At 61.4% G+C, this 21,051-nt stretch carries 14 protein-coding genes; 7 read left to right on the forward strand and 7 right to left on the reverse strand.

Going from position 1 to position 21,051, the window contains the following annotated elements:
• The first annotated feature begins 47 nt into the window (after positions 1-47).
• Genes dpdF through dpdD form a run of 7 tightly spaced genes read left to right on the forward strand, consistent with a single transcriptional unit; the run spans position 48 to position 14,797 of the window.
• A complete protein-coding gene (gene dpdF, locus ACSFA0_RS23100; protein WP_435452595.1) occupies positions 48-2,549 on the forward strand; it encodes a protein DpdF in 2,502 nt (833 codons plus the stop codon).
• Positions 2,546-3,448 carry a protein DpdG gene (gene dpdG, locus ACSFA0_RS23105; protein WP_435452596.1) on the forward strand — a complete coding sequence of 301 codons (903 nt, stop codon included), beginning with the start codon at positions 2,546-2,548 and terminating at the stop codon, positions 3,446-3,448. Before dpdF ends, dpdG begins: the two co-directional genes overlap by 4 nt.
• Positions 3,441-6,512 (forward strand): protein DpdH, encoded by a 3,072-nt coding sequence (gene dpdH, locus ACSFA0_RS23110; RefSeq protein WP_435452597.1) that lies wholly within the window; start codon positions 3,441-3,443, stop codon positions 6,510-6,512. The genes dpdG and dpdH overlap by 8 nt, the downstream gene beginning before the upstream one ends.
• On the forward strand, positions 6,513-7,241 hold the full coding sequence (locus ACSFA0_RS23115; protein ID WP_435452598.1) for a hypothetical protein: 729 nt from the start codon (positions 6,513-6,515) through the stop codon (positions 7,239-7,241).
• Complete coding sequence (gene dpdJ, locus ACSFA0_RS23120; protein WP_435452599.1) at positions 7,238-12,016, forward strand: protein DpdJ; 4,779 nt, start codon at positions 7,238-7,240, stop codon at positions 12,014-12,016. The genes ACSFA0_RS23115 and dpdJ overlap by 4 nt, the downstream gene beginning before the upstream one ends.
• The gene (gene dpdK / locus ACSFA0_RS23125) at positions 12,016-12,540 is read left to right on the forward strand and encodes a phospholipase D-like domain-containing protein DpdK (RefSeq protein WP_435452600.1); all 525 of its coding nucleotides are present in this window, start codon (positions 12,016-12,018) and stop codon (positions 12,538-12,540) included. The genes dpdJ and dpdK overlap by 1 nt, the downstream gene beginning before the upstream one ends.
• Positions 12,527-14,797, forward strand: coding sequence for a protein DpdD (gene dpdD, locus ACSFA0_RS23130; RefSeq protein WP_435452601.1), 2,271 nt, complete (start codon positions 12,527-12,529; stop codon positions 14,795-14,797). Before dpdK ends, dpdD begins: the two co-directional genes overlap by 14 nt.
• A 35-nt stretch (positions 14,798-14,832) precedes the next feature.
• On the opposite strand, the gene ACSFA0_RS23135 is transcribed toward dpdD, so the two are convergent.
• From ACSFA0_RS23135 to ACSFA0_RS23165, 7 genes are read right to left on the reverse strand one after another with little or no spacing between them, the layout of a single operon-like run.
• On the reverse strand, positions 14,833-15,279 hold the full coding sequence (locus tag ACSFA0_RS23135) for a 6-carboxytetrahydropterin synthase (protein WP_435452602.1): 447 nt from the start codon (positions 15,277-15,279) through the stop codon (positions 14,833-14,835).
• Positions 15,276-15,911, reverse strand: coding sequence for a 7-carboxy-7-deazaguanine synthase (gene queE, locus ACSFA0_RS23140; RefSeq protein ID WP_435452603.1), 636 nt, complete (start codon positions 15,909-15,911; stop codon positions 15,276-15,278). The genes ACSFA0_RS23135 and queE overlap by 4 nt, the downstream gene beginning before the upstream one ends.
• On the reverse strand, positions 15,908-16,606 hold the full coding sequence (gene queC, locus ACSFA0_RS23145; RefSeq protein ID WP_435452604.1) for a 7-cyano-7-deazaguanine synthase QueC: 699 nt from the start codon (positions 16,604-16,606) through the stop codon (positions 15,908-15,910). The genes queE and queC overlap by 4 nt, the downstream gene beginning before the upstream one ends.
• Positions 16,607-16,610: 4 nt before the next feature.
• On the reverse strand, positions 16,611-17,687 hold the full coding sequence (gene dbpB, locus ACSFA0_RS23150; protein ID WP_435452605.1) for a DGQHR domain-containing protein DpdB: 1,077 nt from the start codon (positions 17,685-17,687) through the stop codon (positions 16,611-16,613).
• A complete protein-coding gene (gene dpdA / locus ACSFA0_RS23155; RefSeq protein ID WP_435452606.1) occupies positions 17,684-18,982 on the reverse strand; it encodes a tRNA-guanine transglycosylase DpdA in 1,299 nt (432 codons plus the stop codon). Before dpdA ends, dbpB (ACSFA0_RS23150) begins: the two co-directional genes overlap by 4 nt.
• Positions 18,979-20,118, reverse strand: coding sequence for a DGQHR domain-containing protein DpdB (dbpB, locus tag ACSFA0_RS23160; RefSeq protein WP_435452607.1), 1,140 nt, complete (start codon positions 20,116-20,118; stop codon positions 18,979-18,981). Before dbpB (ACSFA0_RS23160) ends, dpdA begins: the two co-directional genes overlap by 4 nt.
• Positions 20,115-21,044 (reverse strand): hypothetical protein, encoded by a 930-nt coding sequence (locus ACSFA0_RS23165; protein WP_435452608.1) that lies wholly within the window; start codon positions 21,042-21,044, stop codon positions 20,115-20,117. The genes dbpB (ACSFA0_RS23160) and ACSFA0_RS23165 overlap by 4 nt, the downstream gene beginning before the upstream one ends.
• Between the last annotated feature and the right edge of the window lie 7 nt (positions 21,045-21,051).

The following is a 21,051-nucleotide window of genomic DNA, read 5'->3' on the forward strand; positions in this document are numbered from 1 at the left end:
AAGTGCCTGTTGTGCCGGCTGACGGGTCGCCCCAGGAGCGTCACTGGATGGACGCGCCAACGCAAGGGGCGAGCGACCTGCAGTTGCGCCTGAAAGCCATGTGGGACGCGATGCGAAGCAAGTCCGAGGGAGCCAGCCACGTCGATCTCTTCGGCCTGGTTCGTCATTGGTCGTTGTGGCGCTCCGGCCTCGGCGACCACCGTTGGTGGCGCATGCCGTCCACTGCGCCCTGGCCGGATGCCGCGGCGTGGCGTGATGCTGGATTCGTCACTTATGAATCCGAAGACGGCGTGGACGTCCAGGCACAGTTGGTTCTATTGCCCTGGCTGGGTGCGCAAGCAGATCTCCTGTCGGATGCCTTCGAAGCGTTGCCGTCTCGACGGGACCAGACCGTCAGAGCCGACCCGGTGGTGAAGCGTCGACTGGGGGTGGCCACCTATACCGGGATGGGTCAGCGAGAAGCATTGCGCGCGCTGATTCACCTGCCGGCCGATGTCACCCTCATTGCGAATCTGCCCACGGGCAGCGGCAAGTCTTTGCTGGCGCAGATGCCCGCACTGCTGGAGGGCAACGGTCACGTTTCGCTGGTCATCGTGCCGACCGTGGCGCTGGCCATCGACCAGGCCAGGCGCATGACGGAGTTGCTGCAGGCCCTGGAGCCGGGATGGGTGCCAACGCCGCTGGCCTACCACGGCGGACTCAAGCGCGAGCAAAGGGCGCAGGTGCACCGTGCGCTGCGCGACGGAATGCAGCGGACACTTTTTACCTCCCCCGAAAGCGCGACGGGCGTGTTGCGCGAGTCGCTGGAGTTTGCCGCCAGAGGCGGACGTCTGACACACGTGGTGGTGGACGAGGCCCACCTTGTCGCGACATGGGGGCAGGGCTTTCGCCCCGAATTCCAATTGCTGCCGGCGCTCGTTCGCCACCTGCGTGACCTGAGTGCCGGCGCGGGCCGGGCCATACGACTGGTGCTGGCCTCGGGAACGCTATCGCCCTCCACCGTGAGCATCTTACAAAACCACTTCGGACCGGCAGGGACCACCCAAGTCGTATCGGGCGTGCACCTGCGGCCAGAGCCGCGCTATGCCATTTTTCATTGCGCCCACGAAACCGAGCGCAGGCAACGGGTCGTCGAGGTCCTCAAAAAAGCCCCCCGGCCATTTATTCTGTATGTGACCCGACCCGAAATTGCAGCGGAGTTTGAGACCCTGCTGCGAGTGCAGGGCTTTGATCGCATTGGGCGCTTTACCGGCAAGACGGGGCCCGAGGAGCGCGAGCACCTGCTCAAAGAGTGGGCAGGCAACCGCCTCGATGGTATGGTGGCCACCTCAGCCTTCGGGCTCGGGGTGGACAAGGCCGAAGTCCGCACTATCGTACATGCGACCCTGCCCGAATCACTGGATCGCTTTTACCAGGAAGTCGGCCGCAGTGGCCGCGATGGGCATGCTTCTACCAGTCTGCTCCTCTACACCAACGCCGACATCTCAGAGGCCAGCGACATGGCGCGCTTAACGCAGATCGGCAACGATCTGGCATTTGAGCGCTGGGACAGCATGCTGGGCCACATCGTCAGCCAGGATGCCGAGCGTGGCGTGGTTTGGGTTGACCTGCGTCGCCTGCGTGCAGACATCTCGGTCGACTCGCCGGTCAACAGAGACTGGAACTTGCGCACGCTAAACCTCATGACATCCGCAGGACTGCTGGACTTGGTGGGCTTGCAGTCGAAATCGCCGGGTAGCGGGGAGGACCTCGCGGACGAAGATACTGGCGCCGATCCGCTGTTTGCAGCGGTCCGGATCCGGGACCCGCTGCACAGACAGCGAGGTCATTTTGATGCTCGGATGGATACGGCTCGCCAGGCCTCGTTTCGTGCCGCCGAGCTTGGCGTGGCGACCATGATCCGAGTGGCCAGGGGCCAGGAGGAGATCTCGCGCTCCCTGAGCAGGCTCTACACGCTCAACCAGACCAATGCCTTCGCAACGGTGGCCACCTGCTGCGGAGGCTGTGCGGACCACTGGGCAAATCGCGCAGAAAGTGCCATGTATCCCGCGCCCCAAGTCCACCGGATCGACCGCTTTGATCCCAGGCCGGTGCTCCGGCGGCCCTTCGACGTGGAGGGGGTCGGTGGTGGTCGCACGCACCTTGTCACCCACCGGCAGGCCCATGCGCGCACCACCGGGTACGTCGCACTCCTGGGCGCCCTCATCAGCCAACTCAATCCCCACACGGTGCTTGCTCCGGAGTCGGGCGGGTGGTTTGACGTCGCCATGGAGCGCGTGCAAGCGCTGGATGCATCGACCTTCGTGGACGTCCTGAATGGCCGGATGTTCGGCGCTCTGGAGGGCGGGCGCGGTGAGGTACGCATCGTCACATGGCCAACCCGCCCCATGACTCTCAAAGAGAGGGATGACCTGCTGCATTCGTCAAGTGCATTGACGGTGCTTTTAATCCCTGCGGACCTGCCGGACCCCACCCGGCCAGATCGTGCGTGGGCCAGGGTGATGCCCCACGTCCGCGAAGAACAAGTCCTCGAGGAATTCAACAGATGAGCGTCCTAAACATAACCAACGACGGGTTGCCCAACATCCTGCTGGTACTGCACCACGCAGTGTTGGCGACCTCCAAACCCGTGGCCAAAACAACCCTTCTTGAAACGGTGGCCCCAGAGGCGGCCCTCCAGGAATCGGACTCAGGAAAGATGGCGCGCCAAACCCTGAACCGCTGGATTGCGTTGGGTCTTTTCGAAGAGAAGGAAGGCGAGATCACGACCGCGGTCCGTCCCGTTAAGAAGCTGAGCGGTGCAGCCCTTACTGCCTTTACCCGCCGCGAGGTGTGTCGAATCTCAATGTCGGAAGAAAACACGCCGGACCTTTGGGCGATAGAAGGTGCCAAGTCCGCCGACCTCACGCGCTCATTGGCCTGGACGCTGGCGCAGAACGTATTCGAAACACGGCTGAGTGAACTGGAGGCGCTGGAAGCACAACAGATCGTTAACGAAGACTTGCGCATCCTGCGCAATACCACGCGCGAAAACGGCCTTCGTCATTGGGCCGATTTCCTGGGCTTTAGTCGTGGCTACGGCGGAGACATTGATCCCACGGTTGCCTTGCGCGATGTGCTGCCGGAAATCCTGGCGCCCGGTGAAAACATGCAGGCCGTCGAATTCATCGACCGACTGGGTGTGGTGTTGCCGGTCATCGATGGCAGCCGCTGGCAAAAAGCCGTGCTGCAGGAAGTCAGTACTGCCGCACTCTCGCCCCTGGCGCCCAGACAGTTGTCCAGTGCGCTTTCACGCGCACTGCTGGGGCTGCGTGCGAGTAGTGAGTTGCTGCTACAGAACCGGGCGGACGTGGGCGCCTCTATTACCTTGACTGGATTTAGTGGGGCGCGGGCTGACCTGACCTTCCAGTGGATTGCGCGACCGGAGAAGAGGTCTCAGCATGAGTGAATTGATTAGTTATTGGCCCAGTGCCGAGCACGTGCGGGAATGCCTTCGCACCGAGGCGGAAACCATCGACGAAGCCTTGCTGCTGGCGGTGCATGAGCCTGTCTCTTTGCGCAAACGCGCCGCGCATACGGGCAAGGAGACCGAGGCGACAGAGGGGCAGTTGCTCAATGAGTTGATGCGCCCGTCTGACGATGGAAGTGCAGTGCTGGTAGCGATCACGGGTGCGTCGGGCGTGGGCAAGTCGCACATGGTGAAGTGGGTGCGCGCGCAGTTGCTGCGTCATCCGCAGCGCGATCGCCTGGTGATCGTGACCATTCCAAAGACGGCGAGCCTGCGCCAGGTGGTCGAGCGCATGCTGGAACCGCTGGGCGGTGAGGCCTATGCGACCATCAAACGGGACCTCAATCGGGCCGTTGATGCCATGGATGCGAACCGCGCCGCGGAGTTGCTCGCAGCGACGTTGGGCGAGGAACTGGAAGCCTTCGCAAGAAGCCTCCAGGAGGATGTGCAAGCCAACAAGGTGCCTCGAGATCAGGGTGCACGCATCAACATTGCGCGCAAGGTCAGGGTCATCGTGCGCGATCCACAGGTTCGAGACAGTTGGTTCCAGAAGGTCTTTGTCCGCATCATCGGTTCGAGCCTGGATGGCACCGCAGACCCCGATGACCGACGCTTCCATGCCAGGGATTTCGAACCCCCGGCCGACGCGCCCATCAACGATTTCCCGCAGGAGACCAACAGCGCGCTGCACTTCATGGCTCGCAACGACGGAGCTGACCGGGTGCGTGCTGCTGAAGTACTGCAGGAAGTACTGGACCCCTCGCTACGCAGCGTCTTCGGTTTTACCGAAACCCTTCGACAAAAGACCATCCAGGAGGTGGTGGACGACATCCGCCGCCAAATGTTGGCCGATGGCCGCGAACTGGTTCTGTTAATCGAGGACTTGGCCGCCCTGGCGGGCATCCAGCAACCACTGCTGGACATCATCATCGCCGAGAGCGACGAAGAAGGGCGCCGAGTGCGGGCGCCCATTCGCACGGCTCTGGCGGTGACCGATGGTTTCCTGCCAGGCCGTCAAACCCTGCTCACGCGCGCCAAGGCCGAATGGGTTATTCCCAGTGAAGGCCTGTCCAATGAGGTGGTGGTTTCTCGGTTGGTGGAGTTGACGGGGCGCTACCTCAACGCTGCGCGATGGGGGCTGAAACAACTCAAAAGCAGCTACGCCAAGGTCTTACCCGATGAGCGCAATCTGTATCACTGGGTTCCTGGCTTTGACGAGACGCTCGATGCCAGTTCAGCAGATCGCTTGGCAGCCTTTGGCAAGAGCAACGCCGGACACGCGCTTTATCCGTTCACGCGGATGGCGATTCAATCTCTGGGCGAGCAAGCCCTCAAGCGTGGCGGGCAATGGGTGTTCAATCCTCGGGCGTTTATCAACGAAGTCCTTCAAAGGGTCTTGTCGCAGAGAAGCCTTGCCGAACAGGCAAGGTTCCCTGCAGCCCTCCCAAATGAACAACGGGTGGTTTCGGAAGTCGGGATGGCTTTGGGCTTCAAGGGCTACGCGCCAACCGTCAGGTCGCAAGTTGAAGCGTTGCTGTTTCACTGGGCCGGGAATCCTCGCTCCTTGACCGAGGCCCCCCTTGTGTCCGAGGGAGTATTCGACGCTTTTGGCGCACCTTGGCCATTTGGCAGCGCGGCACCATCCCAATCACCGCCACGGCCGCAACCAGAGCCGGAGCCAGGGCCAGGGCCAGGGCCAAAACCGCCCCCGCCACCCCCGCCGCCCCTACCTCCACCACCTGTGCCCGAGGCGTCCGAATTCGCGCAGGCGCTGGAGACCTGGGGGCCTACGACGCTCCTTATTGGCAAGGTGGCCAATCGTGCACGCATCCTATTGGCAGAAGCGTTGAACCAACGGATCAACTTCGACCTCCTGGGGATGCATGGCGCAGCGGTCGAACGGACCTGGTTCTGGTTGCCACCAAACAAGACCACCAGCAACCCGAGTTCGGGCATCATCGTTCGCGTCGCATCGGATGCGGAAGCGATTCCTTCCTTGGTCGTTGCGGGCCTGCGCGCACTCGATCGCTGGGAAACCCACGGGAAGCATTGGCGCTACGACGGTGCAGAAGACGACTATGCGACGGCCAATGCCTTGGCCGACTTGTACGAAGACGACATCGTGGCCCAGATATCCCAGCGCGCCGGGCAGGACGTCGGCGTCCTGGCCACGGTCCTGCACCGGCAGGCGCTGCTGCTCGGCCTGAGTCGCAAGCCGGAGCCCGAGGGCCCCCGTATTGATGAACTGATGGCCAACGCGCCGGAGCAACTCCCGGCACCTATCGACGCTGCGCCGGCCGTGCGGGCTGTTCTGGACGCTCGGGCGGAGGCGGCCGCCGCCCGGCCTGCCTTGCAAGAGCAGCTGCGCTATCGACTGGGGTGCTACCAGGGGGTAAAGGGGGCAAGCCTCTTGGCCATCGATTCTGTTCGCCTCAAGAGTGCGTGGAAGGCAACGAGGCCAGAGCGCCTGACGTTGGTCCATCAGAGCAAGGAGCCTCTCTCGCCTGCTGCGCTCAGCGCAATGGAGCGGATGGACGACGCAGCCGTCGTCAAGTTGATTGCACAGATGCGATTGGCCCAAGAGGCGTACCGGCCCCGTGTCGCCGAAGCGTTTGAACCAGATCATGCGCGCGTGGCATGGAAAGCGCAGGTGCTAGAGACATTTCAGATGGCTCGAACGCTCTCCCTGTGGCCGCCCGAATGCGATGAGAGCCGTGTGCGCAAAGCTATTGAGGAATTGTCGGCAGAGGGCCTAGAAACCGTGTTCAATCGCGCCCGCTCCTTCGTCCCCCCGGAAGAAGATAAGTCCATCGAAGTCAAACTGGAGGCCTGGGGCGCTCTTTCATTGCCAAAGCTCCTGAAAGTGGCCGCCGAAGTCGATCGGTTGGTTCATTTTTTCGATGCCTTGGAGCGCAACTGCGGCAAGCAAGTGGATACTTTGGGCGATGAAGCCTTGAAGCAACGCACCGCACTGATCAACAGCCTGAATGTGGAGGAGGCGTAAGTGGGCAGCCTATTGACTCGCAGCGTCGCCGCGCAGGCGCAACTGGACAGAACCAGCCAGGCCAATCAGGTGCGCAATCAAGTGGCCACGATCCAGGCCAGGCAAGCCGAGTGGTCGGTGGCCAAGAAGCCATTGTTGGCGGCCAAGGCCAAGCTGAAGTGGTTCAAGCTTGATGCCGAGGCTGCCAAGACGACGGCGGACGCCTTGGACGGCGTCGAGCACCTCAGTTCCAAGGCTAAAGAGGTGTTGCTTAACGGCGTCGACATCGCGGACGTGGCACAGGACGGCCTGTGGTTACGTATGGTGAACCAGGCAAAGTCTGCCGCCGAGACCGTGCGTGAAGAGATGCGCAAAGCCTGGCGGGCACGCATCGAGGCCACCGCCGACCTTCCTGCACCAGACCTGATCAGCAACCTGATGATGCCTTCGCCCGCGAACCAGGCCGCCTTGAAAGCCTACCGCGAGCGCTATCAGCGCTATCGGACACTGCGCAGCAGTGCAGAACCCGGTTCCGAAATTGACCTCAAGGAGTTAGTCGATTGCGAAAAGGAACTCACGCGCCGCCATAGCGAGTTTGTCCTGGACATGCCGCCAGCCGTTCGCCGCTTTCAGCAGGAGTTGCCGGTGGGCGCGCCGTTGGCACTGTTGACACCCGACGTCTTGGCTTGGCTCAGTTCCAATGACGACCTCTCCAGATTCGTGGTCCGCGTGAAGAACAACCAGATATGACTTTGACCCCCGATCTCGCCTTGGCAGAAAAGGCGCTTGACGCACTGGAACAAACTGAGGCGCGCAGCTTGGTCTGGGGCTTGGTAGACAGCGCGTTGAGCGACGAAGAACTCGCGGATCTCCTGCGGACTGTCCGCGACAACAAGGAGTTCAGCGGGTTGTGGACGAACCCAGATTGCTCACTGGGGACTGTCAGCGACCTTCGGCAGTTGCTGGTAAATCTCCAGATGCTGTTCGAGTTGCCGCGCGTCGAGGGCGAGGCCACGCGGTGGCGAACGCGAATGGCGGAGGGGGTGCGTCTGCTTGCGCGCTTGCGGCAGATGTTCCCCAAGCACGCGACCCCCAACGGGTGGAATGCCGCGGCCTCGCTGATCGCCGACTACCGCTTTCTCTGGCGGCCACGCCGTTACCCCAGGCGTGACCAGAGCGGCGACCAGGCAATGGCGGCGATCGAGTCCAGAGTGTCCGCCGCTGCTTTGCTGGACCCGTTGCAGCACTGGCTGAAAAGGTCTTCGACCAAGGTCAGGTTATCCAATTTCCAGGTGGCTTCCACGACCCGGGTACTGCACGGCCTGGAGACCGGCCACCAACGCGGCACCCTGGTCTCGGCAGGCACGGGCAGTGGCAAGACATTGGCCTTTTATCTCCCCGCATTAGCTTGGTTGGCGGGGCAGCGCAAAGCCAATCCGGCGGCCACGGGCGTGCGCGTGTTGGCCCTCTATCCGCGCAACGAGTTGCTCAAAGACCAATTGCGTGAGGTCTATGGGCAGTGCCGGCACTATGACGACTGGCTCGATCGCTTTGGCCTCAAACCCCTGCGCGTGGGTGTGCTGTTCGGCGGTGTGCCCTACACGACTGAATCTGCATTCAAGGTCGATGGCAAGCAAACCTGGCCTGGCGATCGCAACGCCCGTGTCTGCCCGTTCTTCCGGTGTCCGCGGTGCGCCGGCGACATGTTGTTGCTGCGCGCCGATCTGGATCAAAAGGTCGAGCGCCTCGTGTGCCGAGATTGTGCGCACACCGTTGATGATCGTCATCTGGCCTTTACACGGCGCGCGATGACGGAGCAACCACCGGACTTGCTCTTTACCTCGGTGGAGATGCTCAATCAAAACCTTAGTGATGGCGGCGTGCGCCATCTTTTTGGCTTGGGACCCAAGGCACGCCGCGCTCCCGAACTGGTGCTACTCGACGAAGTCCACCTATACGCGGGGACATACGGCGCCCAGGTCGGCTACCTCCTGCGGCGCTGGCGATACCTGAGCGGGCGACGATCGAGTTTTGTGGGCTTGTCGGCCACCATCGCCGATGGCCAGGCGTTCTTTGCAGCGCTCACAGGCCTGGATTCCAGCGTGGTCGAGGAGATCAGCCCCAAGCCCGAGGACATGGAGGAGGAGGGCGCCGAGTACATGCTGGCGCTGCGCGGTGATCCCGTCTCCCAGACTGCGCTGCTGTCGGCCTCCATCCAATCCTTGATGCTGAGTTCTCGCCTGTTGCAACCCCGCGAGACCTTCGATCCAAATGTGCAGCCGTTTTGTGGGTGGCGCAGTTTTGCTTTCACGGACCAGTTGGATGCGGCGAACCGCCTCTACCGCGACCTCAAGGACGCGGAAGGCTTCTATCTCAATGGCAACAGGAAGCCCAACCGAGGGGCTAGCAGCCCGGTGCTGGCCAACCTTCGCAAGAACCAGGAACCGCCCGCCCGACGCTACCAGGCGGGCCAGGATTGGCGTGCGGTGGAGGGCATCGGCCATTCACTTGAGCAAGGGCAGGAAGTGGCCCGTACCACCTCTTACGACACCGGCGTAAGCACCCAGGCACAAGTCATCGTGGCGACTGCTGCACTGGAAGTCGGCTTTGACGATCCAAACGTCGGTGTGGTGCTGCAGCACAAGGCGCCGCGGGACGTCGCCCAGTTCCTGCAACGCAAGGGGCGCGGCGGGCGTACGCGGCACGTGCGTCCTTGGACTTTGGTGGTGCTATCTGATTACGGCCGTGATAGGCAGGCTTACCAGTCCTACGACCAACTGTTCAACCCGACCTTGCCTGCTCGGCAGTTGCCCATGAGCAATCGCTACGTGCAGCGGATGCAAGCGGTCTATGCCCTACTGGACGATTTAGGCGAACGCACGCAAAACGACCCCTCCGACCTCTCGGTCTGGCGGGCACTCAGTGGCCCCTCCAAGAACGAGCATGACTATGGCTGGAGCCCCGGGCAGTTGGCGCAATTCAAGGCGTTGGCCAATGAAAACCCACCGCGCTCCGAAGCCGATTGGAAGTCACTTCGCAGTCGTGCCACAAGGATCACGCCCGGGAAATGGGAAGGTTGGAACTGGCTGGAAAGCCGATTGCAGCGCACTAGGTTGCTAGGGGAGCTTGCTCATCTGCTGCGCGACAGCAACGCGGCGCAGGACTGGTCCCTGCGCCTGGGCGCCCTATTGGGTCTCGCACATGAAGAGGTGGAGTTGCTCCAATGGAGCCATCCCCGTCCCGTGATGCTGGGCGCGATCCCGACGGCCGTGCGTCGACTCTCAAGCAACTGGCGATGGCACGGTGCAACCGGCCAGGACCTTCAAGCTCGACATCCACTACCCGACTACATTCCAGCCACGCTCTTCAGCGACCTGAGCCTGCCGGAACTCAGTGTGGAGGTGCCTCCGGGTAGGAAGCACAGTGGCGGGCACTATATGCCCGTCCAACAGGGCTTGGCCGAGTTTGCGCCGGGGCGAGTTTCCTTGCGTTTCGACGATCCCCTGTGGCTTGGCATCCCGGCCGAAGAGTTGGAGGCGCTGGTCGCCTTGCAGCAGGAGGTGGTGACCCTGGACGCGCAAGTCCGAGGGTGGTTCGAGTTGGGCTCGCACCTGGCCGCACCGCTCCACCATGCGAAAGCGCCGGTTGGCGGATACAAGGCCTATACGCCAATCGCGGCCCGCTTGACCTTGTCCGAGGCACCACGCGGTGGTGCAACGGGGACGCGCTGGCAAGTGGGCCGGACTTCCAATGGCCGGCTTGATTGGGTGTCCAATCTCCAAATGCTTCGACGCGGCCTGGCCTTGCAAGCGCCGCCGGCAGTGGGGATCTGCCAACTCCTGAGTACGACCTGGGCCTGCACTCATGCCGGGCAGTCCGCGGCCTTGGTTCGGCGCTATGCGACGGGGTCACGAGCTGACCTGCGGGTCGAGCAGGGGAATTCGCGACACCCGGTGACGGTGCACTGGCGCTTCATGGACGGCCAGGCGCCCTGTGCCATCGGATTCGAGATCGACACCGACGCCCTGGTGTTTGTGCTCCAACTGCCTGCGGACCTGAGCACTGAGATCGATTGGAGCAATGATCGGCGCCTGCGCGCCGCGCGCACCGCCCGCTATGCGTGGGAATGCAAAAATGGGCCAGACCTTTCTGCGGTGGTGACCAATCCCTTCCTGCGCGACTGGCTTGGGCAGGTTTGCCAGACCACTGCGGTCTGGCTGGCTCGCACGCAACGCAACCTGCGCGGCGCTCTGGACGAACTGGCCCAGGGCCAGCATCAGGATGTCATGAAAGTGATCCTGCGCACGGTATTTCAAGCCCTTGATGACGAGGACGACGACTTGCCCGAAGACAAGTCGGATCGCCTTCGCCAATCGCTGGAAGCGGAGTTGCAGGATCCGGCCGTCCTGGCCGCACTGCGCAAGGCGGCGCGGGTGCTGGTCGATCCCATTGGGCCAGAGTGGAATGAATGGCTATCCCTGACTTTGCGCACCACGCTTGGCGCCGCCCTCTTGGAGGGCATACAGCAGGCATGTCCACAGGTTGATAGCGACAGCCTGATTGTCGACATTGATCCGGGTGTCCAGTCGAACGGCTCGGCGCTCCAGGATTTCCAGATTTGGGTCTCAGAGGTGAATCCAGGGGGCAATGGCCTGATCGAGCAAGTCGTTGATCTGATGGCAACGCAGCCAGAAGCTCTGTTCCGCCATGTCGAGGCGGCGCTCGGCGAATCCGAGTTTGAGGTGACCGAACGGCAACTGCGAGAAACCTTGCACGTGCTCGCGCAGGAAACCGACAACCAAGAGCTTGCAGATGCCTTTGCCGCAGTCCGGCATGCAGAAAGTTCGCGAGACACGCGCGATCGCTTTGCTGAACTGCGAGTCCTGCTTGTGCAACGAGGCCAGGCCGTTTACCACGGCTACGCGGTTGCGCTGAGCCTGCGCTTGCTGCGGCAAGAGTACCCGCGAGAGTTGGACCTATTGCTGTCGCGCGTTCTGAAGGCATGGGACGACTTGGAGACCTTCCATGCCATCGAAGTGGACGTGCGACTGGTCTGTGCGCTGTTCAGCGATGACGCCAGCCTGGACCACGCCCTGGCTGCAGCAAAGTTCGAATTACCGAGCGGAGACCGTCGATCATGGCGTTTCTCTGTCTTGTTAGGCCTGTTATGGGCGCGCGGCCACGCACTGCGCGCGGTGGCACTACCGCTGTCCAACCGCTATGGCGACGCAACTGCGGCCAGCGAACGACTGCTGCTGGGTCAATGGCTCACGACTCGTCAAACGCCCATTGACCCGCGCAGCCCCGGGTGGCAAACGCAGTTGCGCGAGCGACTGATGCACGGTTCCCGTGCCACCGTGTCGATACCTGCTCACGAGGCAGCAGCGTACCTCCCGCATGTTGTGCAGGAAGCCATGACGATGCCTGTGCAATTCGCCTATCTGAATGTCTACGCGCGACTAGCAGCCGTCAAGCGAGTCGATGGTCACATTGAATGGACCTTTGAGGTTCCGGAGTCGGCCTGATGCCAGAACGCCAAATTTTCAAGTCGGCGACGACCGCGCCAAACGCCGTGCGTGACGCGCTGGGGATGTGCTTTGCCCAGGAGCTTTTGCTGCCTAGTCCCCGCCTGATCCTGGTCGCGCCATGGATCAGCAACATCGTGATTTTTGACAACCGCATGGGCCAGTACGATGGATTGAACCCTGCCTGGGATCGGCGAGAGATCCGCTTGGTAGATGTGCTGGTGGCCATCGCCTGCAACAACACCGTCGTGGACTTGCGCGTGCGAACGGACACGCACAACCAGATTTTTAAGCCCAAGCTGTTTGGGGCGTTAGGCGACGCGGGCGTGAAGGACCGCTGCCTTTGGTCGGAGAGCACGACGCTGCATACGAAGAGCCTGCTGACGGACCGAATCGTTGTGGGGGGTTCCATGAACTTCACCGAGAACGGGATTGCACTGAACGACGAGACGGTCTGGTTCTCCTTTGACGCCCGCAAGGTGGCACTGGCTCACACCGAACTGGACAGCCATGGCCAGCCTTGAAACACCGCACTCGGCGGTTGCTGATCGCGCGCAGGTTGCCAAGGGTGTCTTGCGGGCCTTCTTTAGTGCACCCAACGGCATCGCCATGCCTTCGCGCGATGCGCCACAAGGCGCACCGGGTTCGGCGGCTGGAGTCCAGGTTCAGGCCGAACTGCTGCCTGCCTTGCGCTACTTCGCGCAAGGCCATTGGGCTCGCGGCTTTGTGCTGCCGTTCCAGTCAAAACCCGACGCACCGGCCATCTGGTTTGCCTGCGCCCAGGGTGGACCGGCGGTGCGTGCTTTGCGCGCGGAACTCGAGGCCTTCCTGGGGCCCAGCTTCGTCGACTTCGATGCTTACGGGGATGACATGGACGAGGCGGAAGCCTTCGCCGGCCCCTTGCTGCAGGCCGCGGGGCTTCATCACGTGCGCTTCAGGGCCACCAAGAAGTCCTTCGAGACAAATGTCGTGCGCTATTGGGCGATCTACTGGCACTTGATCGAAGTGCGTCCGGAGCGCGCCGTTTCGCGCCCACGCACGCTGGCACAACTTCGCGCCGACTACGACCGGGCCTTGATTGCCCGCAATGACATTGATGCCCAATCGATCATTGCCGCCTTCCGCGAGCAGCACGGACTGAGCGCCGAGAACCGTGCGTTCCTGGAGATCCGCCTGTCCGCCGCGTTCGGTCGTTGGGAAGCCATCGCTAAGCATCGACTGTTGCCTCACCTCATCCAGTTGCACCTGCCGCCGGAGACCTACGGTGACATTCAAGAAGCGCTCTACGAACTGCACCTGCGTTCCGACGAGCAGGCCAGCAGTGCCCATCATCTACTCAAGTCCTACGAACAGGACGTCAAGGCGCTAGTCGCACCCATGATGAGACAGGGCGGGGCGTCACTGCGCCCCGCGGTCTTCAAAATCCGCCTCCTGAACGAATTGCTGCAACCCCAGCCGTCAGCAGCGATGTGCAAGGAGTTGCTGGACGGTTTGAGCGAGACGGCGTTCGGCGACGCCAGCGGCGACATTCGCGCACGCGTGGCTTCACTGCAAGTGCAAAGTGGCTTCGACTTGGCACAGCAAGAGATGCTGCGGGCGCGCTACGGGCAGGCCTATCCATTGCTGTGGGAGTTGCCCGACAGTGCGCAGGTATTGGTTGCGCTCCTGCGTTGTGCAAAGGAAATAGCCGACCCGGTTCGCGCCCGCACCGTCGTGCAACGCCTCCAGGATGCGTCGTTCCGTGACGAGGTCAAGCAGGCCCAGCCCCGGCTGCTGCAGGACGTGGAGCGCATTGCAGACCCGGAACCGGAAGTGCCTTCTTGGACAGCCAGGGTCGTGTCCCCGGACAAGAGTGCCCTGACGCCCGGCGCCGTCCAGCGCTGGCGCGAGATCGTGCAAAAGGACGCGCGCGAGGCGCTCAAGGAAACTGACTTCGCCTCCACCATGGCGCAGCAGATCGAGGAACTGGTCATCGACCAGCCCGATTCCTTTGAGACGCTCTACCCCATCTGGTTCGAATGGGTCATCGAACGGTGCCCACCGGAGTCACGCTATCTGCCCGTCTACCTCGCCTTGATTGAATCCCTGCGGGCACGCGACCGTTTTGGTGAGAGTGACTTGGAACTTCTGCGCCAGGTGGCCTTGCACATCGCCAAAGCCGGCCCCAATCCGGCCCAGTATCTCGGCCTCATCGATCACCTGCTGGAGGTGCTCAAGGAAGTTCGCTCGCCAAGTGGCGCAGGTTGGGCGCTGGAAGTGGCCGATGCGTTGGCGGTCGCCCCCTGCCGCGACACAGAAGCGCGCGCGCGCTGGTTTAGCGTGACCCAGCAGATCTGTGTCGAGTACGTGGGCCGTCTTCGCCCTGCACATCGTGCGATGCTCGAACTGCTGTCAGAAGAGGCGGGACTGGCGTTGCCGGCCTTGCCAAGGCCGAGGCTGCAATCCCCGGACGATGCCCCCGAGAGATTGAGCGCACGCATCCTTGTCTACAGTCTGGATGGAAGCTCGGTTCAGCGAGCAGTCCTGATGCTGCGAGACATGTACCCTCAAGCCACTGTGGATGGCAATGGTGACGAGGTTTGCACTCCCCGCCTCCGGTCGGCGAGCGGTAGTGCAGATTGGATCGTTTTTGTCTCTGCAGTCGCCACGCATCAAGCCTTCTTTTGCATCAAGGCGGCGCTGCGGCGCGAAGCAAAATTACTGCAAGTTGACGGTACCGGGACGACCCGTATTGTTGAACGCGTGGTCAGGGAGTTCGAGGTGGATCCGATTACCAGTTGAGCTTCGCTCTAGGGGTCCTCACCTGCACAAGTGGCTCAAGCTGAAACGGTCGAGGTCGGCGCGAAACCATGCTCCGACGATGTCGGCGCCAAGCCGCCGGCTGATTGCGTATGTCGGTCCTTGCGAAGCACACACTTGTCGCCACTGGCGGGCCGCTCGACGGACACGGCAACCAGATGGGGACAGCGGGCGACCAAGTTGGTGAAGATGAACTTGCAGAGGTTCTCCAGTGTCGCGGGACCCAAATCAGGCACTTCGTCGAGAAACTGGTGATCCAGCAGTTCTCGGATGGATTCAATATCCCGGCGCACACTTCCCAAGTCCTGCAGCATGCCGGAATTGACATCGGGCTTGCCGAGCAATGTCACTTCTGCGTGGTAAGTGTGGCCGTGAATGCGTCCGCTCCCTGCTGCGTCGGCAGTCGTTCGATGGAGCGTGTGGGCGGCTTCGAAGTAAAACTTCTGACTCAATTCGTAGATCATCGGATGCCTATCATTTTGTGGGTCTGAACACTCAGATTCCACTGGGGGTGTTGCTGGCAGTAGGCGATGGCAGCGGCAGTGTTGGCCAGGCGGTCGGGGCCATCCATGGGTTGTAAGTACAGGTTGTCGAACTCGAGATGAACGAATCGCTCGGGGTCGACACCTGGTTGCGGGTAGACGAGTTTGAGTTCTTGGCCGCAGTTCACTGCAAGGACGGAGTCCGCTTTTGGACTTACACATAGCCAATCGATGCCCTCAGGCGGGGTAAGCGTGCCGTTGGTCTCGATGGCAATCGAGAACCCCTTGTAATGCAGCGCGGCGACCAGTTCCTTGTCGACTTGTAGAAGAGGTTCGCCACCGGTCAGCACGACGAAGCGGCGGGCTTTTTTCTCCGAAGGCCATTGCGCTTCGATAGCGGTGGCGAGGTCTTGAGCGGACCGAAACTTCCCGCCCCCGCTGCCATCGGTTCCCACAAAGTCGGTGTCGCAGAACGTGCACACCGATGTCGCTCTATCTTCTTCGCGCCCACTCCAAAGGTTGCATCCGGAGAAGCGGCAGAACACGGCCGGGCGACCGGCGTTGGCGCCTTCCCCTTGCAGCGTGTAGAAGACCTCTTTGACGCTGTACGTCATGCAGCGGCCTTGTAAGCAGCGAAGCCTTTGCTGCGCAGTTCGCAGGCCGGGCATTCGTTGCACCCGTAGCCCCAGTCGTGCTGCTTGGATCGGTCGCCCTTGTAGCAAGTGTGGGTATCCTGCTGGATGACTTCCACCAAGGCCTCGCCGCCCAGTTGACGCGCCATCTCCCAGGTGGCCCTCTTGTCGAGCCACATGAGGGGGGTTTCGACGACCATGGGCGAATCCAGGCCCAGGCTCATGGCCACCTGCAGCGCTTTGAGCGTGTTGTCGCGACAGTCGGGATAACCGGAATAGTCGGTCTCGCACATGCCACCGACCAGCACCTCCAGGCCGCGGCGATAGGCGACCGTGGCAGCGAAGGTGAAGAACAGAATGTTGCGACCCGGAACGAACGTGTTGGGCAGTCCGCTCTTGTTGAAGGCGATCGCCTTGTCCTGAGTGAGGGCGGTGTCGCTGATCTGGCCGAGCACAGACAAGTCCAGCATATGGTCGTTGCCCAGTTTGGGTGCCCAGTGCGGAAAGCGCGAACGCAGGCGCTCCAGTACTTTTTGCCTGCATTCGAGTTCGATGACGTGGCGCTGGCCGTAGTCGAAACCGATGGTTTCCACACGGTCATAACGTTCCAGCGCCCACGCCAGACAGGTGGTGGAGTCCTGGCCACCGGAAAAAAGGACAAGTGCTGTGGAGTTCATTGCTTTAACCGTTTACGACGAGGCGCTGCTTGCGAAGGACGCGCTTGGTCAGGCGCACCAGGTGATTGGCCAGGACGTCGATGTCCGCCGGGGTGTTCTGGATGCCATTCCAGGGACAGATGTCGTCACTGCTGAAGTTCCACTGTCCGCTGGTCCAGGCGGTGTAGGGCCGGATCAGGCGCAAGGCGGAGGCGAATTGATCACGGGTGGTCGCTCCCTCCGCCGAATACAGCAATTCCATGACAAAGCCCATGGCGACGATCCCAGCGCCATGCTTCAGTCGCGAGGTGCGCGGCGTCATCCCCGTCCATTCAGGGCCAAAGACCAGGCGGATTGCTTCGAAGAACTCATTGACGATGTGGAAGGCCCGATCCTCGTAGTCGTCCAATCGAATGAAGTCACGCATGGCACCATCCGATACCGAATTCATGATCAGGCGCTGCATCGCGGTGTCGCTGATGACCCCCTTGGGATTGGTGTGTTGGCGGATCTCGCCGTACAGCGCCGTTCCGCGAGTGAAGTTCAGGCGATCGACAACGCGGGCTGAGAACTTGCGCGCGGTGAAGCGCTCGGGCAGGCCTTCAACGGTTGGCAGCAACTCGTAGATCAACGTCTTGGGCAGCGGCCGCGTGTTGTTGATCAGGACGAACTGTTGCCGCAACTCGTTGTAGTCCTTGCACACGAGGACTGAGACGAAGACCTGGAAGCCCGGTTTATTTAAGCCCGAAAGGGCGCTCAGGCGCTGTTGGCCGTCGACGACGAAACCAGGCTTTGACTGGGTGGCATCGATCTCGATGTCGACCACGCCGTTGCTTCGATCCTTAGCTGTGATGCCGTCGATAAAAGCAATGATGACGGCGTTGGGAAGGAGGGCATCATCGCGCGTGAAGTAGTCGCGGATCTCCTTGATGTGGGAGGCAATCTGGTGACGCTGGAAGCCCTTGAGTTGCCCGTCGTCCTGGCGGCCGACACGTTCAATCTCGGCGAAGTCCAGCACTTCTTGAGGCGTGGCGGCAAAGGAGAACACGTCGTGGCCATCGGCCTGACAGGCGCGGATGGCGGTGAACTTGAATCTTTTCACTGTGCTTTCTCCATGGCAGCTTGTAGATGCTTGTGGTAGACGCCAAGGTTGTGAAAGCCACGGCGCTTGTTTCGGTTGCTTGAGCGAAAAATGATGACTTCAACGCCGACGTCGCGACACACGTCGCAGCAGCAGCGCTTCCAGGGCGCGTCCTGCAGGGTCCGGCCGACCAGATCTTTCATCTTGGCCAATTCGCGCTCGTGGGAAGCGGTGTCTTCCGATTGGCCCTCGATCAAGAAGCGGTGGTAGTCCATGACCGCGGTGAGCGTCTTGGCGGCAGTTTCTTGCCCTTGATCGAAACTACGCAGAGCCTTGAGCGCCTTTTGCTCGCGCTTTTGAAGATCCTCGGCGCTAAAGATCCCGCGCTTGATGCCCTGCACGAGTCGCGTGTTCTCGATCGCCTGTGGAATTCGGATGGCTGTGTAGTAGTCCAGACCCAAGCCGCTGGGTTTGTCCATGTAGTAGTTTGACTTGTTGTCTTTGAAGGCGCGGATCAGGGGGGAGGTGGAATCGAAACTGGTAATGCCGTACCCAGTGAACTCACCGATCTGATCCGCTTTGGCAAATCCCAGAAGATGGATTTTTGTTTCAGGCTTGATGGCGTCGCGCAAGGCACGCAAGACAATGTGGATGGCGTCCACGCGCAGCGGAACCAGGCCACCGATGGCCAAGTACCGGTAGCCCATCTTCTCTAGCTTGACGGCGGCATCGGCCATGCTGGCGGGCGACCAACCTTGGACGGCCCCCATGGGCTCGAAGGGATAGCCCTCGTCCTTGACCAGTTCGAGGAACGCCTTGGCGTTGGCCTGGGTGATGTCAAAGCGCTTTTGGGTGGCCTCGGGCATTTTTGACCGTGGTGGATTGCTCAGGTCGCACTCAAAGATGATGTGGTCGGGTGACACGCCGTGCGTGAAACCCGCTTCGGTGTAGAACTCCACGACTTCTTCTGGCGCGTAGGCCGGCTTTTCGTGTTCAACGTAAGCGAAGGCGCCGCAGTCGCCCATCAGCATGCAATCCTTGAACTGTGGGCCGTCGTAGCGCAGGAACTTGCGAGCGCCGTCGCGCAGCATCCGCTGTTCCTCTTTGGTGGAATAGCGCACCTTCGAGGCCGCCACGCCTTCGGCTTGACGGATCGCGCTCATTGACACCAGCAAGCCGTCATAGGGCGCCGGGTTCATCATCTCGTGGGCGTAAACGTCGCCCCAGTAGCGCTCGCGCTTTGGCGCGTTGCGGTCGTTGATAAAGTCGTAAGCAGGATCGACGTAGTCCTGCGTGTCGGAATAAAGAAACTTCATTTCGTGGGGCTGGTTGTATAGGCGCGCACGAGGGCGTCCTGCAACTTCTTGATGTCGCGGGGGGTACTCTGGATTTCGTTCCAGGCCACACCCAAGGAGTCCCAATGGCCCTTGGTCCATCGACATGCAGGTGCGACGCGATCCAGCTCCTTCTTGACGGCTTCATAGGTGCCATCGGTGTCGGAAAAACGGGCGTAGATGCGGTCCATCAGCACTCCCATAGCTTCGATGCCGGCGGAATGCATCAGGCGGCTGTAACGCGGGTCTTTGCCCCAAGCTTCTGGAAAGGTGTTCTTCACCGCGGTCCAGAAGTTCAACAGCAGGCGGTACATGGAGGTCACGTCTGCTCCCTCACGGGCGCTCGCCTTGTAAGGCGCCAGCGCACCCAGGGGGTTGTTCATGCTGTTTCGAATCATGGTGATGACAGCGGTGTCCGTGATGATGGCGGTAGCGTCGCTTCGATCCGAGGGCCGTTTTATCAGCTTGTAGAAGGGCGACTCGGGGTCGCGATTCAGCAGGCTGCAGATTTCCGAGGGAACCTTGCGGGCGCTCAGGTCTTTGGGCAACTGGATGCCGCTGGTTTCTGGCAGCAACTCATTTATTAGTCGCGAGGGGAGGGGGCGAGCCTTGTTGACCAAAATGAACTGTTGGCGTTGCAAGTCCAGGCTGTCGGACACAAACCCAACGACTGGGACCGCGACGTTTCGATCGGTGACTTGCGCCAGCGCCAGAGACCTTTGTTGACCGTCCACTATCCAGGCAACGCGTTGACCGGCCTCGTTGACGGGGATGGTCAAGGTGCCAGTTTGGGCTAGGCCTTCATCGCCCGTCGGACGGGTGCCACGCGAAGCGACGAACCGCACCTGGGGAGACATCGCCAGGATGATGGCGTTGGGAAACAGAACATCGCCTTGGTTCAGATAGTCCACGATGCCTTTGACGTGACTACGAATCTCCGGACGCTGAAACCCTTTCAGAACGTCTGATTCATCGCGGTCCACGCGGGAGATGTCGGCTACCTTGACAATGTCTGCCCCTTTGATGAAAAAAGCGTAGACGTCCAGGCCTTGGCCCTGCGTGGTGTGCAGTGCGCGTACGACGATTTCCTTCTGAAGGGCGGGTTTCACAGGCTTCATTTGGTCTGCGCCTTTACCTGGTGCCATAGCGACGCGAAGCGTGACTGCTCACAGCGCACCAGCGCGACGTTGCGCAAGTGGTGCAACAGGTTGGATGACTTGCCTTCGCATGCATCCCAATGGGTGCGGATCAAGGCGCTGATTTCCGCATCCGTCTTGCTTTGTCGCTCGGGCAGAACCGGTTGTTCCAGGCGTGCCAAGGACTCACTGATCGCCTTAGCTGCTCGAGCGGATTGCCACCTGTGCGCGCCGAGTTCCTCGACGAAGTGACGCATCGCTCGCTGAGGAAATTCCGCTCGCGTGCCGGCGTAATGTGGATGGCCCTCGAGGCGTTCGTCATAGGGCATGACGCACGGCCGCAGGCGAGCACCTAGTTCGAGTGCGCCGATCCGCGAGGTGAAGACGAACACGCGATCTAGCGCAGCCTCGTTAAGTTGATCGAACTCTTCAGTCAGCATCCCGACATACGTGGATGGCATGGCGAGCAGGTAGCGGGTGTTCGGTGTCCGATTGATTAGGCGGCTGAGCGGCATGGGTGTGCCCTTCAGTTCGTTCAGTGCTTCCCACCAATCTGAAGCGCTGTGGCCGAACTCGGCCAAGGAGTCGCCGAGCGAGCCACCGCCTCTTGAGACCGTGAGGTCGTAGTTGGGTACCTGGTCGCCTGCTGCAGCCAACCCGAGGCCTGCAGACACTACGTGCAAACTGCCCCGAAGCCTGACCGCAACAGCCTTGCTTTCTGTCATTGCTCGACCGACGTAGAGTTCACCTGCCGGCAGCGCTTGAGGGGCATGGCGAGTAGCCTTTAGCCAGCGCCGTGCGATCCGCTTCGCCCCTCCCGTGAGTTCTGAGGGATCTAGGCGGGCAACGTGACCAATCGCCCGTTTTCGAGCGGTGCAGCTGGTGATGATTCCGAAATCCTGTGCCATTGGGCGA

Source organism: Variovorax restrictus, assembly GCF_051216715.1.
Taxonomy (GTDB): Bacteria; Pseudomonadota; Gammaproteobacteria; order Burkholderiales; family Burkholderiaceae_C; genus Variovorax.

Bases quoted from the DNA above. Each gene is read 5' to 3' on its own strand.
- dpdA (WP_435452606.1), bottom strand. From the start codon at position 18,982: ATGAAGTTTCTTTATTCCGACACGCAGGACTACGTCGATCCTGCTTAC.
- ACSFA0_RS23135 (WP_435452602.1), bottom strand. From the start codon at position 15,279: ATGATCTACGAATTGAGTCAGAAGTTTTACTTCGAAGCCGCCCACACG.
- dpdF (WP_435452595.1), top strand. From the start codon at position 48: ATGGACGCGCCAACGCAAGGGGCGAGCGACCTGCAGTTGCGCCTGAAA.
- dpdK (WP_435452600.1), top strand. From the start codon at position 12,016: ATGCCAGAACGCCAAATTTTCAAGTCGGCGACGACCGCGCCAAACGCC.
- queC (WP_435452604.1), bottom strand. From the start codon at position 16,606: ATGAACTCCACAGCACTTGTCCTTTTTTCCGGTGGCCAGGACTCCACC.
- dpdJ (WP_435452599.1), top strand. From the start codon at position 7,238: ATGACTTTGACCCCCGATCTCGCCTTGGCAGAAAAGGCGCTTGACGCA.
- ACSFA0_RS23165 (WP_435452608.1), bottom strand. From the start codon at position 21,044: ATGGCACAGGATTTCGGAATCATCACCAGCTGCACCGCTCGAAAACGG.
- dbpB (WP_435452607.1), bottom strand. From the start codon at position 20,118: ATGAAGCCTGTGAAACCCGCCCTTCAGAAGGAAATCGTCGTACGCGCA.
- dpdH (WP_435452597.1), top strand. From the start codon at position 3,441: ATGAGTGAATTGATTAGTTATTGGCCCAGTGCCGAGCACGTGCGGGAA.
- queE (WP_435452603.1), bottom strand. From the start codon at position 15,911: ATGACGTACAGCGTCAAAGAGGTCTTCTACACGCTGCAAGGGGAAGGC.
- dpdG (WP_435452596.1), top strand. From the start codon at position 2,546: ATGAGCGTCCTAAACATAACCAACGACGGGTTGCCCAACATCCTGCTG.
- dpdD (WP_435452601.1), top strand. From the start codon at position 12,527: ATGGCCAGCCTTGAAACACCGCACTCGGCGGTTGCTGATCGCGCGCAG.